Origin of the sequence: Aeromonas genomosp. paramedia (assembly GCF_023093515.1) — a bacterium.
Classification (GTDB): Bacteria; Pseudomonadota; Gammaproteobacteria; order Enterobacterales; family Aeromonadaceae; genus Aeromonas.
Window position 1 is genome coordinate 1 of record NZ_JAAROG010000005.1, and the last position, 15520, is coordinate 15520.

Genomic DNA, 15520 nt, shown 5'->3' on the forward strand with positions numbered 1-15520 from the left:
TCAAAAGCCACGATCTTGGCCCAGGTGGGTCAACTTTACTCCGGCGTTAGTGGGTCATTTTTACATCGGCGGTGACACGATTGGGCCTTGATGGTGCCCGTTGGTTGAAACAAGTGACACTGTTCAGGCGCCAGGGCATCAGAGTGGTGGGTGACAGGGAGCATTGCCAGCAGTTTGCCTGGCACTGTGGTCAGCAACGATGTCACCAGCCACCTTGTTAATCCGTTTGCTCCCGTTTACCCCCCTTGGCATTTGTGTGGTGTCAGGCATTACCACGTCTGAACACGCGCCCCGCCACGTAAAAATCGCTTGCTTGTCCGATCTCTAGCGGGTTCTTGGGGGAGCAGTGTGTGATGAGAGAGATAGCCAGCCAAGTAATGGCTGGCTCAGAAAGGTGGGTGTCCCAGGTTTTGATCAGCCACCTTGTTAATCCGTTAGATCCCGTTTTACCCCCCTTGGCATTTGTTTGGTGTCAGGCATTACCACGTCTGAACACGCGGCCCGCCACGTAAAAATCGCTTGCTTACCCGATCTCTAGCGGGCTCTTGGAGGAGCTGTGTGTGATGAGAGAGATAGCCAGCCAGGTAATGGCTGGCTCAGAAAGGTGGGTGTCCCAAGTTTTTTCAGGCTCTTGGGGGAGCGGTGTGTGATGAGAGAGATAGCCAGCTAAGCAATGGCTGGCTCAGAAAGGTGGGTGTCCTAGATTTCTGGCGTAAACAAAACACCGGTTTGAGGCCGGTGTCAGGTGATAACTAGATCTGTACACCCAATATTTACTACTATAGGCTTTCTGCTTGTAATGTTTGATGGGCTTGTTGTATGAGTGGTTTGGTCAAAGCTTAATGACAACATGCTGTTGTATTTAATACTTGGTATTGGAATGCTGAGTCTATTTGCTTCTGAAACTAGAGATTTCTCTAATGCTTCGCAAACATCTACCCAACGTTTACCCCATATTTCAATATCCTCATCTTTATTGATAAGAGATGTGTTCGTTAGATAGTTGTATACATTTTTTTTCTTTAAGTCGTCAATGCTAAACGGTTCAACTGTACCTGTAGCATCAATAGAGAAGTCTTTGAAATAAGACCTGTGTTCATTATAAAGTTTAAGGAGCCACTCGTCACAAAACAGGCCTTCAATTGCAAAGTTAAGCCGTATTGATACAAATTGCTTAAACGCTTCAAATTGAAGTCTAAGCTTGTTTTGTATGTAATTTTGGATTTCTTTTCGCTCCGAGATCCCCGCTTGGTCACCATCAAACATACTTACGCAAGCAGTATCAGGTTGCAAAAATTTATAATTTGCCTTTAAGAATCCAGTTAAGAATTTAACTCCACCAAAGTCAATTAGTGATGCTGCTCTTAAACAAGGCCATCTTTCTTTGGTTGTATCATAATTCGTTGATGCTTCAAGGAACCATTTCAAATATTCTCTATCAAGCTCCCCTTCTAAAAATATATTAAAGTCTGTGAAGTTAAAAAAATCACTAAACTTTACACCCAAACTGCTTCTAATGCTATTTGTAGCACTGGTATAGTCTTTAAACCTCTTTGCTACAGTATTCCCATGCTCTTTTTCAACACCAATAACAGTTGTTGGATCTGTGTCAATAAACGAAAGTGAGTGTGTTGAAGTAATGACGCAACTAATTTTTGATAAACTATCCAGAATTGCCTTACAATTTCTCGTTAGTTCTGGGTGCAAATATGACTCAGGCTCTTCAATCAGCCATACAATTTCCTTTCCTGCATTTATTTTTTGATTTGTAATCCATGAGAAAGTTGAAAATAACGCTGCACATTGAATTCCCATCCCTTTGTTAAAAATGTCAGTCTCTTGTGAGTCAGTAATTGAAAACTCAAATCTACTTATTATGTTTTCAAGTTTCTCTTCTGGTATGTTGAAGCTTGTTGTATATTCACTTAAACCACATCTTTTTAATTCATCATTCACGCTGGAAGATATTTCATGAAGACCTAGCGTTAGCTGTTCATAAGAGGCTAATAATCTCTCTGAAGCAACTTTACGTAGATATGGTAAGACAAGATGAGTATATAGCTGATCAACACTCTTGGCTGATGGAACATAGATGCATTCAAATTTAGAAAGCAACATTTCTACGATTTTTCTTTCTAAAGCGGTATATTCATTTGAAGTTACGCCATCTGAACGTTTAACACCGCTATATAAACGGTATGATGAATTACCACTTCTAGAGAAAGTAAGATAGAGAGTTATTTCTGATGGGTCATGCACGCCAACCATTTCAGATATTTCAATTATTTTTTCTATAAGATCTTCATTGTCATTGGCTTTGTTTAGTTCAAAGGTCGCAGAAAAACTAGACTGCCCTGTTCTTGAAGAGAAAGGAATATCTTTTTTGACTGAATATAAATCTTGGTTTTCCTTTGCTCCAAAGAATAGTTGTATAGCCTTTAATATGTTTGTTTTTCCACTGTTATTCGGGCCTACAAGTGACAGTCTGTTTCCTGTATCGAACTTAAGCTCTGATAAAATGGAACGGTAATTGTTTATTTTGAAGCTTTTTAAAAGCATTTTTTATCCCTAAAATATTAAATATCGCATTATTCACCATAACTTCGATGAGAGTACGGCAAGGTATCTGCGGAATAATCTTTGGTACACTACAGGTTGTCATGTCTTTGTAGTTAATGGGATCTGTGTTGGAATCAACGACATATATAATGGCTGTATTCGCTCGTATGTTGAGCTTCATTTTGTTCTGCACTAACTACGTAATAACGCCATGATGATGGTGTGAAAATCCCACGCTACCGCCCGTGGATTACAGCTTCCAATATGCACGATTAATCAGCGAGGGCAGCAGCCCATCACAGATGAATAGGCACCGGATGGCTATGTTAAGCCAATCGAATCTAGTCTCACCAGTCAAAACTTGACGCAACCGCTGGGAAACGCTGGATTTTTGCGCCAGCTCAACAATTGCAGCTTCGGGTTGAGTAGATAAGGAATGTCGTGGATTGCCGTCAACTAGCCAGATGACGGCCAATAAAAATCCCCCTTGATGGGGGATTTTTATTGCTCGGGTTGGGTACCTGCTCGCCTGTCGGGCCAGGGCGCTACCCGTTTGCCCATGACAGCGCCATCAGGCCCCGGTTTCGGGCGGGGTATGTTCGGGGGCGCCGCTCAGCAGATCCTGCCCCTGGTCCTGGCTCAGCACCAGATAGCGCTCGTACTGGCGCAAGACGTCGGCGCTCAGCTCGTCCCGGGTCAGGTACTGGATGTCGTAACCGGCGCGGCCGTCGGCGAAGAAGGTGATGGGCTCGAAGATGCGGGCCTCGGGATCGTGGTTGTGGATCGCCTCCAGGGGGTTGAAGGCGGGGGCGGGGCGGGCCTCGATGCGCACCCCGTAGCAGAAGTCCCGCCGTCCCTCCTGGGGCACCAGCAGGTGGCACTGATCCGCATCCTGCTCGACCCGGCTGGTGAGCCCGCGAGCCTCAAACTCCCGGCACAGGGCGGTCAGGGCGGGCAGGGCTGTCTCGCGCAGGAAGCGGCGGGCATCCGCCTCGGTGGAGGGGCTCAGCAGGTGATCCATGCGGGTGCGCCACTGCTTGCCGTTCCAGAAGTCGGTGGCGGGGGAGAGGCGCCTGGCCGAGTGCTCCTTGTCCGCGATGAGGCCGCGCACCAGACCGAGGCAGAGCAGCACCATGATGAAGGCGAACGGCAGGGCGGCGATCAGCGTCATGGATTGCAGCGCCGCCAGCCCCCCCGTGCTCATCAGGGTGCCTGCGGTGACACCGAGCAGCAGGGCCCAGAACAGGCGCTGCCAGATGGGGGAGCCCTCCTTGCCCTGGGTGGCGATGTTGTCGATGACGAAGGCCCCCGAGTCGGCGGAGGTGACGAAGAAGACGCTGATGAGGAGCACCGCCAGCGCCGAGGTGATGTCGGCGCCCGGCAAGAGGTCAAAGAAGTTGAACAGCAGGGTGTCTATGTTGCCGACCGAGTCGATCAGGGTCTGGCCCCCTTCCTGCTGGCTGGCCCAGATGGCCGCGTTGCCGAACACCGTCATCCACAGCAGGTTGAAGGCGGTGGGCACGAACAAGACGCCCAGGATGAACTCGCGCAGGGTGCGCCCGCGGGAGATGCGGGCGATGAAGAGGCCGACGAAGGGGGACCAGGAGATCCACCAGGCCCAGTAGAGCAGGGTCCAGTTGCCAAACCAGCCCGCCTGGCGGGTCTCGCTGTAGGTGAAGGTGCGGAAGGTGAGCTGGCTCAAGGAGGAGACATAGTTGCCTATGTTCTCGGACAGGGCCCCCAGCAGGTACTGGGTGGGGCCGGCCACCAGCACGAACAGCAGCAGCACTATGGCGAGGAAGAGGTTCAGCTCGGAGAGGCGCTTGACCCCCTTGTCGAGCCCGGTGACCACCGACAGACCGGCGAGGGCGATGACGACCCCAATGAGGCCAAAGCGGAACAGCTCCCCCGAGGTGTCCATGCCGGTGAGCCGGGTGATCCCCGCCGACAGTTGCAAGACCCCGTAACCTAGGGTAGTGGCGATGCCGAAGATGGTGCCCACCAGGGCGAAGACGTCCACCGCGTGGCCGAGCGGGCCGTGGATCTTCTCCTTGAAGATGGGGTAGAGGCCCGAGCGTATGGTCAGGGGCAGGTTGTAGCGAAAGCCGAAGTAGGCCAGCACCAGGCCGACGATGGCGTAGATGGCCCAGGCGTGAAAGCCCCAGTGGAAGAAGGTGGTGACCATGGCCTCGCGGGCGGCAACCGGGGTCAGGGGGGTCGCCTGGGGCGGGGAGACGAAGTGGGTCATGGGCTCGCCCACCCCGAAATACATGAGCCCTATGCCCATGCCGGCGGCAAACAGCATGGCGAGCCAGGAGGTGAAGCTGAACTCGGGCCTGGCGTCGTCCGGCCCGAGCCGGATGTTGCCGTAGCTGCTGAAGGCCAGCACCAGCAGCAGGATCAGGAACATGCCGACCACCAGCACATAGAACCAGCTGAAGTGATCGGCTATCCAGCTCTGGCCGCTGCCGAAGAAGCGGGCGGCCGCCTCCGGCGCCAGGGAGCAGACGGCCAGCAGCCCCAGGATGAAGAGCAGACCCGGGATGAAGATGGGCAGTGACAGTGTGCATCTGGGGGGGCGAGGAGCGTTCATGGGGCACCTTTGGGTAGAGGGACTCAAGACACTATAGGGCCATTGTTCACAAAAGAGACTAAAAGAGCGGGCATTCTGGTCACTCCCCCCCAGGTGCGCCCGCTCCCGCCTCTGGCGGAACACAGGGGGGCAGCTTGGTTGTCTTCAAACGGGGCGACTATAGTGCAACCTGAAAGGAGAGGGGCGCTGAGCCTTGTCCCTTTGTCGCCAGAATCACAGTCAAATCAACAACGAGGGTTTGCCAGATGAAATTCATTGCCATCCTGATGACGGTATTTTTGTTCGGTATGGGGACGGCCCACAGCGCGGCACAGCAGGAGTGCGAGGCGCAGGCCGCGGTGAAGAAGCTGGCGGGCGCCGCCAAGACCAGCTTTGTGGGCAAGTGCGTCAAGGATGCCTCGGCCAGCACCAAGGCGAGCCAGTGCGAGAAGGCGGCCGCCGACAAGAAGCTGGCCGGGGCGGCCAAGAACAGCTTTATCCAGAAGTGCGTGAAGACGGACGCCACCACCGACAAGACGGCCCAGTGCGAGAAGGCGGCCGCCGACAAGAAGCTCGCCGGGGCGGCCAAGAACAGCTTCGTGCAAAAGTGTGTCAAGACCACCTGAGCCCGGGGGCAAGGGGTGAGCGAGCGCCTTGGGAAGGCGCTCGTCTGGGAAAAGAGAGGGGCCATGTGCCCCTCTTTTGTTGTGGTGGCTGTGGGGTGGCGGAGCAAGGGGGGCGTTATCCCGGCGTCCTTGGCAAGGGCGGCGCAAGGCACCTTGATAAGGGATGGCCGCACCGCCTCATATCCCCCATTTTTTGATGAAATTTATATTCATTAAAAACAATATGTTATTGGTATTCTGTTGGCTTTTTTTCAGGTTTTTTTCAATTTTGGGGAAATCTTTTCTCCCCTCGTCCGGTTCTATTGGACGTAACCGGATGAGATGCGCCGGAGACACCACTCACGACAATAAGGAATATGGACATGAACGTGAAAAAGAGTACTGCCATTGCCTCTGCCATGACGGGTCTGCTGGCCCTGGGTGCCCAGTTCATCGCCGCGCCAGTCATGGCGGCGGACGACAAGGAGAAGTGCTACGGCGTGGTCAAGGCGGGCAAGAACGATTGCGCCACCAAGGGCGGCTCCTGCGCCGGTACCGCCAAGATGGATGCCCAGGGGGATGCCTTCGTGGTGGTGCCCAAGGGCCTGTGCGAGAAGCTCGCTGGCGGGTCGCTGCAACCCAAGTAAGCACTGTGCCATGGTGTGGCGCCCGCCACATCATGGCCCTCATCTTTTGAGAGAGCCCCGCCATGAATCCCTTGATCGGTATAGGTTTACGCCCCCCCCACTATGACGAGATCCGCCAGACCCTGCCCGGGGTAGGCTGGCTCGAGGTGCACAGCGAAAACTACTTCGAGCGCCACGGCAAGGGCTTCGAGGTGCTGGCCGAGCTCGCCGGGCACTACCCCGTCAGCCTGCACGGGGTCGGCATGTCCCTTGGCTCCGCCGACCCGCTCGACCCTGCGCACCTGCGCCAGCTGGCAGCCCTGGTGGCGGCCATCTCGCCGGTGCGGGTCTCCGAGCACCTGAGCTGGGGCAGCATAGGCGGGCGCTATTTCAACGATCTGCTGCCCATGCCCTACACCCGCGAGGCCCTCTCGCACATGAGCGACAAGATAGAGCGGGTGCAGCAGGCCCTGGGCCGGCAACTGCTCATCGAGAATCCCTCCTCCTACCTGCAACTGCCAGGGGAGATGGGGGAGGCTGAGTTTCTGGCGGAGCTGGCGCGGCGCAGCGGCTGCGGCGTCCTGCTCGATCTCAACAACCTTTATGTCAGCAGCGTCAATCACGGCTTGGATTGCGCCGACTACCTGGCCACCATCGAACTCGGGACGGTCGGGGAGATCCACCTGGCCGGGTTTACCGACAAGGCCCTGCCCCAGGGGCACCTCTATATCGACACCCACAGCGCCCCTGTGGCCGAGCCGGTGTGGGCGCTCTATCGGCAGGTCTGCGGGCTTAGCGCCATCCCCACCCTGATCGAGTGGGATCTGGAGATCCCCCCCTTGCCTGTGCTGCTGGAAGAGGCCGGACGTGCCGACGCCATACTGAGCGCGGCGCAGCGAACCTCCCGGGAGGCCACCCATGTCTGAGCTGGCCTCCCTGCAAAGCTGCTTTGCGAGCGGTCTGCTCGGGGAGGATGACGCCATCCTCGCGCGCATCCAGCCGGGGCGCTTTGCCCCCGAGGCCCTGCTGCAGATCTATCGCAACAACTTCATCCTCGGCCTCACCGAGGTGCTCGCCAGCAGCTATCCCGCGGTACGCGCCATGGTGGGGGAGACCTTCTTTGAGGCGGCGGCGCGAGGGTTAGTGCTGGCCGAGCCCCTGGAGGAGGGGAGCGTCATGGACTACGGGGAGGGTTTTGGCGACTGGCTCGAAGGCTTGCCCACCACCCGGGCTCTGCCCTGGCTCGGGGAGCTGGCCCGCTTCGAGTGGCTGCTGGAGCGCACCTCCCTGCTGACGCCAGAGTCCAGGCGCTGGCCTGCCGAGCGCCTCGCCGCCCTTGCCCCGACCCAGTGGGATCGGCTGGTGCTGCATCCCGCCTGCGATCTGCTGCTGCTCGAGAGCCGCCATCCGGTGCTGGCGCTCTGGCAGATGGCCCTGCACGGCGGGGAGACGGTCAGCGAGCTGGATGCCCCCTGCTGGCTGGCTCTGAAAAAACGCCCCGGCCACAGGGTCGAGCCCATCCCCCTGGATGCCGCCGCCTGGCGCCTGCTGCAAGGCTGCCAGCAGGGCAGGCCGCTGGCCAGCCTGCTGGCCCGGGAGCCGGCCATGGCCGAGCACCTGACCCCCCTCATCACCCTCGATCTGCTGGTCGATCTGGAGCTTGCCCCATGACAACACAGACTCTCACCAAGCCGCTTGGCCTCTTTGCCGAGCGCATCCTGCCCTGGTGCAGCGGCACCCTGCTGCTACTGGCCAGGCTCTGGGTCGCCGCCGTCTTCCTGCGATCCGGCTGGCTCAAGTTCACGGCCTGGGACTCCACCCTCTACCTGTTCGAGTTCGAGTATCAGGTGCCCCTGCTACCCTGGCAGTGGGCGGCCTATGCGGGCACCGCGACCGAGCTGCTGCTGCCGCTCTTCCTGCTGGCGGGGCTCTTCACCCGTCCGGTCGCCTTGCTGCTGTTTGGCTTCAACGCCATGGCGGTCATCTCCTATCCCACCCTGTGGGCGGGGGGCTTTCACGATCACCAGCTGTGGGGCTGGATGCTGCTGACCCTGGCGGTGTGGGGGGCTGGCCCCCTGTCGCTGGACAGCTGGCGACTTGCCAGGGGGCGCAGCGGCCATTAACGTGGCAGCCAGATGAAGGGGCCTGCGGGCCCCTTCCTGTCATGTCACCCAAGGAGAGACAGATGATGGTTCGCGAGGCCCTGGCCGCCGACATTCCCGCCCTGGTGCATCTTCGCATGGCGCTCTTTTGCGAGGTGGGGGAGCTTGCCCGGCCCGATGAGGACCCCACCCTCTGGCAGGCGACGCTGACCTATTTCACCCGGGCGCAGGAAGAGGGCAGCGCCCGCTCCTGGCTGGTGGAGGTCGATGGGGAGGCGGTGGCGTGCGGCACCCTGGCGCTCTTCGTGCGGCCCCCCTATCCGGGCAACCTGGCGGGGCGCGAGGCCTATCTGCTCAACATGTATACCCGGCCGGCCTGGCGCAAGCGGGGCATGGCGAGCGTCCTGCTCGATGCCATGGCGGCCCATGCCCGGGAACAGCGACTGGGCAAGCTGTGGCTGCACGCCAGCGATCAGGGGCGTCCGCTCTACGAGCGGCTCGGTTTTGTTTCCAACCCGGCCTGCCTGGAGTGGTGCCCGGCGCCCTGAACGAGGCGCAGTGATCCTGAGTCGATTCTTTTACGTACTGGCGCTCTTGGCGGCGGCGTTGCTTTTCTCTACACTGCGCGCCCCGTGGTTCAAGGTCATCTGACCACTCATCTTGAGACTCGCGGGGCCGATACAGTCAGTGGGGGAGGCTGTGGTGCCGATCCGGATCGTCAACGAGGTAGGAGTGTCATGTTCAATCACAAACTCAAGGGGCAGTTGCAGGCCTGTCAGGCCCGGCTCGAGGAAGAGCAGGGCTTAGCCCAGGCGATCAAGGGCAGTGCCGCGACCATCATCTTCAGCCCGGACGGAGAGATCCTGGAGGTCAGCGAGCCCTTCCTGAGCCTGATGGGATATGGCGCGGGCGAGCTGCAGGGGCGCCACCACCGCCTGCTCTGCCCCGAGGGCTGGACCGGCTCCACCGACTATCAGCAGTTCTGGCGCCGCCTCGCCCAGGGGGAGGCGCAGTCCGGCACCTTCGAGCGGGTGAACAGGCAGGGGGAGACCCGCTGGCTGGAGGCGAGCTATTTCCCGGTGAAGACCCAGGGCAGGGTGACCCGGGTGGTGAAGCTGGCCAGCGATGTGACGGCCCGGCATCAGCGGCTGCAACACCTGGAGGCGCTCTCCCAGGCGCTGGACCGCTCCCGGGCCATGATAGAGTTCACCCCGAGCGGCGAGATCATCGGCGCCAACGCCAACTTCCTGGATACCATGGGCTATCGCCTGAACGAGATTGCGGGCAAGCATCACAGGATCTTCTGCGATGAGGCCTTCCTGCGCGAGCAGCCCAGGTTCTGGGAGGAGCTGGCCCGTGGCCAGTTCAAGTCCGGTCTCTTCATGCGCCACAACAGCCGGGGAGACGCCGTCTGGCTGGAGGCCACCTACAACCCGATCCGGGATCAGAGCGGCAAGGTGGTGAAGGTCGTCAAGTTCGCCAGCGACATCACGGCCCGCATCGAGCAGAACCACGCCACCCGGGAAGCGGCCCGCCTCGCCCACAGCACGGCGCAGGAGACCCTCTGCAGCGCCGAGGCCGGGGCCGAGCTGCTGCGCGCCGTGGTCGATACCTCTTCCCTCATCGCCACCCAGGTGGATCAGGCCATCGCCCTCGTCGGCCAGCTCAACGAGCAGTCCAGGAGCATAGAGGCCATCGTCTCGACCATCAGCGCCATCGCCGATCAGACCAATTTGCTGGCTCTGAACGCAGCCATCGAGGCGGCGCGGGCGGGGGAGCAGGGACGGGGTTTTGCCGTGGTGGCCGACGAGGTGCGCCAGCTGGCGGCCCGCACCTCCCTTTCCACCGCCGAGATAGCCAAGGTGGTGCAGAAGAACCGCGAGCTGACCGCCAGGGTGACCGACGACATGGCCGGGGTGGCGGGCAGCGCCGAACTCGGCAAGCAGCAAATCAGCGAGGTGGACAAGCTGATGAACGACATCCACCAGGAGGCGAGCCGGGTCTCCCAGACGGTCTCGGCACTCTCCATCTGAGCCGCCTGCGGTTGCGACACCCTCTGGCGAGATCGCCAAAAGAGTGAGCGAACGAGCCACCAAGCTGAACCCTGGCTGTATGACCCCGGCCTTGTGAATTGTGGCGCCCCGCCCCCTTGTTTAGGCTGCCGCCTCATTTTTCATTGAGCGGGTAGAGAACAATGGCAGTACGACAGAAAGGCAGGGCCCTGGCCCTGCTGCTGGGGACGGTGGCGAGCATGGGGCTCGGCGGTTGCATGGGGCAGATGGGGCTCTCCTCCATGGTGACCAAGGGCAACCTCAGCGTGGTGGACAATCGCTACGGCCGTGCCGGTGTCTTCGTCCTGCTCTCCCCCGTCTATGGCCTGGCGGCGACGGCGGATCTGTTCGTGTTCAACACCATCGAATTCTGGTCTGGCAAGAACCCCATCACCGGCAAGTCCCCGGCCCTGGTGGATCACAAGGCGGATGCGGTGATCAAGGTCAACCAGCATCTGGATCCGGCCCTCAACAAGGTGCCGCTCGCCATGCTGCCGCAAGGGGTGCGCGAGGTGAAGGTGAGCTACCCGGACGAGCGCACGGCCCAGATGGAGATCCACTACATCAACGGCCATCGCGACATGATGCGCGGGGAGATGCGCGGCGAGCTGCTGGACATCTACCTGGACGACAAGCTGGTCTCGACCCTGACCCGCAAGCAGCTGGACGAAAAGGCAGGTGCAGGCAAGGTGGAAGTGTAACTTCTTCAGAAAGCCGATCTTTTTCCATCTGAAAAGGGTATAAACAAGCGGCTGGCAAGATCGCCATTATGTCTAAGGGAGAGCAGGCTATGGCGGTGACCGGATTGCGGTTGGCTGAATTGATTGGTTCCCTCAGTCATGCGCTGGACATGACCGAGGGTCAACCACGAGGACACTGCATCCGCTGCTGCTGGATAGGTGCCCGTCTGGGGGAGCGGCTGGGACTGGATGCCCGGCAGCGCCACGACCTCTATTACACCCTGCTGCTCAAGGATCTGGGGTGCAGCAGCAATGCTGCCCGCATCTGCGAGCTCTATCTCACCGACGATCTTCACTTCAAGCGCGACTTCAAGCTGGTGGATGGCTCCCTCTCCGAGGTGGTCAACTTCGTGCTGGGTCACACCGGCTTGCAGGCGGATCTGCTCGGCCGTTTTCGCAGCCTGTTCCACATCTTTCGCAACGGCGATCAGATAGCCAACGAGCTTATCCAGACCCGCTGTCACCGGGGGGCGGACATCGCTCGCCAGCTGCGCTTCAGTGACGAGGTGGCCAACGGCATCCTCTCCCTCGATGAGCACTGGAATGGCAAGGGGCGGCCGCTGCAACTGGCGGGGGAGGCGATCCCGCTCTTCTCCCGCATCGCCCTGCTCTGTCAGGTGGTGGATGTGTTTCATGCCGCCGCAGGGCCGGATGCGGCGCTCAGGGAGCTGCGCGAGCGCAGCGGCAGCTGGTTTGATCCCGCCCTGGTCGCCGAGTTTGAGACGCTGGCCGACGAGGCGTTCTGGCAGGGGCTGGTGGATCCCAGGCTGACCGAGTGGGTCTTCGACCACCCGGCAGGTCAGGGGGAGGTGGCGCTCGATGAGGATTATCTGGACGAAATCGCCGCGGCCTTCGGTCAGGTGGTGGACTCCAAGAGCCCCTATACCGCGGGTCACAGCGGCAGGGTGGCGCTCTATACCGACATTCTCGCCGCCCAGATGGGCTTGTCTGCATCAAGACGGCGCTGGCTCAAGCGGGGGGCCCTGCTCCACGACGTGGGCAAGCTCGGGGTGAGCAACGCCATCCTCGACAAGCCGGGCAAGCTCGATGGGCAGGAGTGGGCGGCGGTGCAGATGCATGCCGCCTATACCGAGGAGATCCTGAGCCGCATCGGCGCCTTCGAGGAGCTGGCCCAGGTGGCCGGTGCCCACCATGAGCGGCTTGACGGCAAGGGCTACCCCAAGGGACTCAAGGGGGCGGAGATCTCCCTTGAGACGCGCATCATCACCACCGCCGACATCTTCGATGCCATCACCGCCAAGCGCCCCTATCGGGACGCCATCCCTGTGCCCCAGGCGCTGGAGATGATGGCCGAGCATCTGGGCAGCGCCATCGATCCCGACTGTTTCGCCGCCCTGAAGGCGGGGATCCGGGACTTCTCCCTCTACCTCACCCCCGAGCAGCCCCTGGCGCAGGCCGGCTAGGGCCGACGGCGCCGTCATGGCCCGAGGGGCCGGAGACCAAAGACCAAAGACCAAAGACCAAAGACCAAAGACCAAAGGCACAAACGCCCCCATTGCGGGGCGTTCTGTTAGCCCGCCTTGCTGCCCTGGCTGCGGGGCGGGTTCATCACCAGTCCCAGCAGGCGGTGGAGGTGGGCTATCTGCTCGGTGAGCTGCAGGTTGAGCCAGAGGTAGCCGCTGATGGTGGCCTCGTCGTCGGCCCCAGGGCGCACCTCGGCCTGCACCTCGGCGGCGGCCGCCTGCAATCGGGCGATGGCTTGCTCGGCGGCGCTGCTGTTGCCGCTCTTGAGCATGAGGGCGAGCTGAATGATCACCGCCTCCGTGGCCTGCTGGCAGGCGCGCAGGCCGGGGTGGCTCTGCATCAGAAAGTGGCTCTGGCGATCGCGCCAGTAGGTGTTGGCCAGCATCTCCAGGGTGCAGAAGGTGTTGCGCATCGTGGTCTGGACGGCCTCGAACAGTGAGCTGTTGAGACGGGTCTCCTTGACGGCGGGCGCCAGCAGGGGGCGCAGGCTGACTATCTTGGTGAGCAGGCGGGCGTGGCTTTGGGCCAGCCTGGGGCGCTCCAGGATATTGGGGGAGAGGTGGGTGTGATAGATCCGTTGCGCCTGCTGCAGGCTGTCGTGCATCTGCAGCCGCCAGTGGGTATAGGCCCGCTGGGGGTAGATGCTGCAAAACAGCAGGGCCAGCATGGATCCCAGGATGACGTCGCCGCTGCGCCAGAGCGCCGTCTCTATGTCTCCCGGCACCCCGCCGACTATGACCCCCAGGGTGATGCCGATGAGCAGGCCCACATAGGGGCGCTTGCCGAGCGCCAGGTAGCCGCACAGGAACATGATGGCGCTGCACCAGACCAGCATCAGGGGCAGGGAGTAGAGCTCCAGATAGAGGGCCACTACCCCGCAGGCGGCGCCGAAGATGGTGCCGACCACCCGTTGCAGCGCCCGGGAGAGCACGTTGCCCCAGAACGAGATGGGGCCCATCACCACCACCAGGGTGATGAGGGGCCAGGTGCTCTCCGGCAGCTTGAGCTCCCGGGTCAGCAGGAAGGTGAGGGTGAAGGCCAGGGCGATGCGCAGGCCGTGGACCAGGCGGTAGCGACCATAGATCAGCAGATCGAATCGGGAGAGCGGCGTGTTCAGGCGCAAGGGAGTCGTCTCATGTCAGGTTGATCTTCTCGTGTTGCCGTGCCGGCGGACGCTCGCCATCACGGCAAGAGGCGGATCCGGACCCGTTCACCCTGGGTGATGGCCGATCGGGCTGGGCGCTCGATCACACAGTTGGCCGGGGGCAGGGCAGAAGGCATGAAAGCACTTGCCGGGCGCACCTGCAAGCAGCCGTTGGCATCCTGGCTGAGGTGGCCGGGCAGGCAAGCCTCCCCCGCCGGATTGGGCATGGCCTCCAGGGCCAGGGCGAGCAGCTGCAGCGGCGGCAAGGTGGGCTGGCTGCTGGCATCCCGGGGCAGCCGGGCGCAGATGAAGTCGGCGATGGCGTCCAGGGCCTCGAAACGAAACTGGGGCAGGGTCGTTGCCTCGGGCGCATCGCTGATGAGCGCCACTATGTCCGGGTCCTCCGGGAACAGCAGGGGCCTGCCGAGGGCGCGGCGATGGAGCTCTATCTTGGGAAAATGGCGATGCTTGAACCCCTCGACCAGCAGCAGATCGAGCTGCGCCCAGTCGAAACGGGCCAGCAGCGCCTCCAGGGAGGGCTCTTGCTCCGGGGTCTCGCAGATCAGGGCGTGGCGCAGGGAGGAGGCCGCCATCACCTGGCGGGCACCGGCCTGGCGCAGGCGATGGCTGTCCTTGCCCGGCTTGTCCATGTCGAAGTGGTGATGGGTATGCTTGAGCACCCCGAGCCGCAGGCCGCGCTGGCCGAGCAGGGGAATGAGGCGCTCCAGCAGGGTGGTCTTGCCGGTGCCGCTCCAGGCGACGAAGCCGAGCAGGGGCCCTGGGGCGCTCATGGTCGCACGCCCCCCGCCAGCGGCTCCTGATGCGGCAGGCTCGCCTCGTAGGCGGCGAGCTCGGCCGGGCTGTTGAGATTGACGAAGGCATCGGGCTGGTCGGCAAAGGGCACCACCGTCATCCGGTGGCGGGCAAACCAGGCCCCGGTCTTGCGCTCTCCCTCTGCCAGGGCCAGTTGCAGTGAGGGGAGCAGGGCGCGATGGAGCAGGGCGACCACGGGTTGCAGATGCTGGCCGTCGTGGGCCACCACCAGCTCGCTCTGCGCCGTCATGGCGGCGCGAAAGCGGGCCATCAGATCCCGGGGCAGGGCGGGGCCGTCGCAGGGCACGAACAGCACCCAGTCGTGGCGGGCGGCGGCAAGGCCAGCCTGCATGCCCGCCAGCGGCCCCTGGAAGTCGGCCTGCACGTCGCCGATGACGGGGGCCAGTTGCCGGTAGCGATCCTCGCTGCGGTTGGCGTTGATCAGCACCTCGTCCACCTGGGGGCGCAGACGCTCCAGCACATGGACTATCAGGGGCTTGCCCGCCAGGGGCACCCAGCCCTTGTCGTCGCCCCCCATGCGGGTGGCACGGCCGCCGGCCAGGATCACGGCGGAGACGGGGAAGGGGAGGTCGCTGCGGCTCATGGGGCTCCTGGGGTCTCTAGGGTGGCATGCCGCGCAGCAGGGCGATGGCGGCATCGAGTGTCTGCCGATCTTGCGCCAAGCGCCCCGCCGGGGCAAGCCCGGCGGCCATGAGTCCGGCAGGAGAGGGGGCTTTGGCCGCAGGGTATGCCCAAGCTCACAAAACCGAATCCCCAAACGTCATATGATCCCCTGCAATCTGAGTCTTGCTCTCCTGCCGAA

At 60.9% G+C, this 15520-nt stretch carries 13 protein-coding genes and 1 pseudogene; 9 read left to right on the forward strand and 5 right to left on the reverse strand.

Annotated elements, in window-relative coordinates; all coding sequences use genetic code 11:
- Window positions 1-741: 741 nt before the first annotated feature.
- Together HB860_RS04450 and HB860_RS04455 are read right to left on the reverse strand one after the other, a co-directional pair.
- Window positions 742-2559, reverse strand: coding sequence for an ATP-dependent nuclease (locus HB860_RS04450; protein ID WP_247625841.1), 1818 nt, complete (start codon window positions 2557-2559; stop codon window positions 742-744).
- A gap of 571 nt (window positions 2560-3130) precedes the next feature.
- A complete protein-coding gene (locus HB860_RS04455) occupies window positions 3131-5152 on the reverse strand; it encodes a BCCT family transporter (RefSeq protein ID WP_247625842.1) in 2022 nt (673 codons plus the stop codon).
- Between the two features lie 245 nt (window positions 5153-5397).
- On the opposite strand from HB860_RS04455, the gene HB860_RS04460 reads away from it, so the two are divergent.
- From HB860_RS04460 to HB860_RS04500, 9 genes are all read left to right on the forward strand, one after another.
- Window positions 5398-5757, forward strand: a complete 360-nt coding sequence (locus tag HB860_RS04460; RefSeq protein WP_247625843.1) for a hypothetical protein — start codon at window positions 5398-5400, stop codon at window positions 5755-5757.
- A gap of 362 nt (window positions 5758-6119) precedes the next feature.
- Window positions 6120-6383, forward strand: a complete 264-nt coding sequence (locus HB860_RS04465) for a BufA1 family periplasmic bufferin-type metallophore (RefSeq protein ID WP_139439338.1) — start codon at window positions 6120-6122, stop codon at window positions 6381-6383.
- Between the two features lie 62 nt (window positions 6384-6445).
- Window positions 6446-7288 (forward strand): MNIO family bufferin maturase, encoded by an 843-nt coding sequence (gene bufB / locus HB860_RS04470; protein ID WP_247625844.1) that lies wholly within the window; start codon window positions 6446-6448, stop codon window positions 7286-7288.
- Window positions 7281-8033 carry an HvfC/BufC N-terminal domain-containing protein gene (locus HB860_RS04475; protein ID WP_247625845.1) on the forward strand — a complete coding sequence of 251 codons (753 nt, stop codon included), beginning with the start codon at window positions 7281-7283 and terminating at the stop codon, window positions 8031-8033. Before bufB ends, HB860_RS04475 begins: the two co-directional genes overlap by 8 nt.
- Window positions 8030-8485, forward strand: coding sequence for a DoxX family protein (locus HB860_RS04480; RefSeq protein ID WP_247625846.1), 456 nt, complete (start codon window positions 8030-8032; stop codon window positions 8483-8485). The genes HB860_RS04475 and HB860_RS04480 overlap by 4 nt, the downstream gene beginning before the upstream one ends.
- A gap of 62 nt (window positions 8486-8547) precedes the next feature.
- The gene (locus HB860_RS04485) at window positions 8548-9012 is read left to right on the forward strand and encodes a GNAT family N-acetyltransferase (RefSeq protein WP_247625847.1); all 465 of its coding nucleotides are present in this window, start codon (window positions 8548-8550) and stop codon (window positions 9010-9012) included.
- A 189-nt stretch (window positions 9013-9201) separates the two neighbouring features.
- Window positions 9202-10497, forward strand: a complete 1296-nt coding sequence (locus HB860_RS04490) for a methyl-accepting chemotaxis protein (RefSeq protein WP_139439343.1) — start codon at window positions 9202-9204, stop codon at window positions 10495-10497.
- A gap of 161 nt (window positions 10498-10658) precedes the next feature.
- The gene (locus HB860_RS04495) at window positions 10659-11216 is read left to right on the forward strand and encodes a DUF3332 domain-containing protein (protein ID WP_247625848.1); all 558 of its coding nucleotides are present in this window, start codon (window positions 10659-10661) and stop codon (window positions 11214-11216) included.
- An 89-nt stretch (window positions 11217-11305) separates the two neighbouring features.
- On the forward strand, window positions 11306-12679 hold the full coding sequence (locus tag HB860_RS04500; RefSeq protein ID WP_247625861.1) for an HD-GYP domain-containing protein: 1374 nt from the start codon (window positions 11306-11308) through the stop codon (window positions 12677-12679).
- Window positions 12680-12786: 107 nt separating this feature from the next.
- On the opposite strand, the gene HB860_RS04505 is transcribed toward HB860_RS04500, so the two are convergent.
- From HB860_RS04505 to mobA, 3 genes and pseudogenes are all read right to left on the reverse strand, one after another.
- A complete protein-coding gene (locus HB860_RS04505) occupies window positions 12787-13863 on the reverse strand; it encodes an FUSC family protein (RefSeq protein WP_247625849.1) in 1077 nt (358 codons plus the stop codon).
- 323 nt (window positions 13864-14186) lie between these two features.
- A pseudogene (gene mobB, locus HB860_RS22265) lies at window positions 14187-14675 on the reverse strand (molybdopterin-guanine dinucleotide biosynthesis protein B); the annotation flags it as partial.
- Window positions 14672-15301 carry a molybdenum cofactor guanylyltransferase MobA gene (mobA, locus tag HB860_RS04515; RefSeq protein ID WP_247625851.1) on the reverse strand — a complete coding sequence of 210 codons (630 nt, stop codon included), beginning with the start codon at window positions 15299-15301 and terminating at the stop codon, window positions 14672-14674. The pseudogene mobB and the gene mobA, both read right to left, overlap by 4 nt.
- Window positions 15302-15520 lie beyond the last annotated feature (219 nt).

Coding starts and splice junctions, on each gene's coding strand:
- HB860_RS04485 (WP_247625847.1), top strand. CDS start 8,548: ATGATGGTTCGCGAGGCCCTGGCCGCCGACATTCCCGCCCTGGTGCAT.
- HB860_RS04500 (WP_247625861.1), top strand. CDS start 11,306: ATGGCGGTGACCGGATTGCGGTTGGCTGAATTGATTGGTTCCCTCAGT.
- HB860_RS04455 (WP_247625842.1), bottom strand. CDS start 5,152: ATGAACGCTCCTCGCCCCCCCAGATGCACACTGTCACTGCCCATCTTC.
- HB860_RS04490 (WP_139439343.1), top strand. CDS start 9,202: ATGTTCAATCACAAACTCAAGGGGCAGTTGCAGGCCTGTCAGGCCCGG.
- HB860_RS04480 (WP_247625846.1), top strand. CDS start 8,030: ATGACAACACAGACTCTCACCAAGCCGCTTGGCCTCTTTGCCGAGCGC.
- HB860_RS04460 (WP_247625843.1), top strand. CDS start 5,398: ATGAAATTCATTGCCATCCTGATGACGGTATTTTTGTTCGGTATGGGG.
- HB860_RS04465 (WP_139439338.1), top strand. CDS start 6,120: ATGAACGTGAAAAAGAGTACTGCCATTGCCTCTGCCATGACGGGTCTG.
- HB860_RS04450 (WP_247625841.1), bottom strand. CDS start 2,559: ATGCTTTTAAAAAGCTTCAAAATAAACAATTACCGTTCCATTTTATCA.
- bufB (WP_247625844.1), top strand. CDS start 6,446: ATGAATCCCTTGATCGGTATAGGTTTACGCCCCCCCCACTATGACGAG.
- HB860_RS04495 (WP_247625848.1), top strand. CDS start 10,659: ATGGCAGTACGACAGAAAGGCAGGGCCCTGGCCCTGCTGCTGGGGACG.
- HB860_RS04475 (WP_247625845.1), top strand. CDS start 7,281: ATGTCTGAGCTGGCCTCCCTGCAAAGCTGCTTTGCGAGCGGTCTGCTC.
- mobA (WP_247625851.1), bottom strand. CDS start 15,301: ATGAGCCGCAGCGACCTCCCCTTCCCCGTCTCCGCCGTGATCCTGGCC.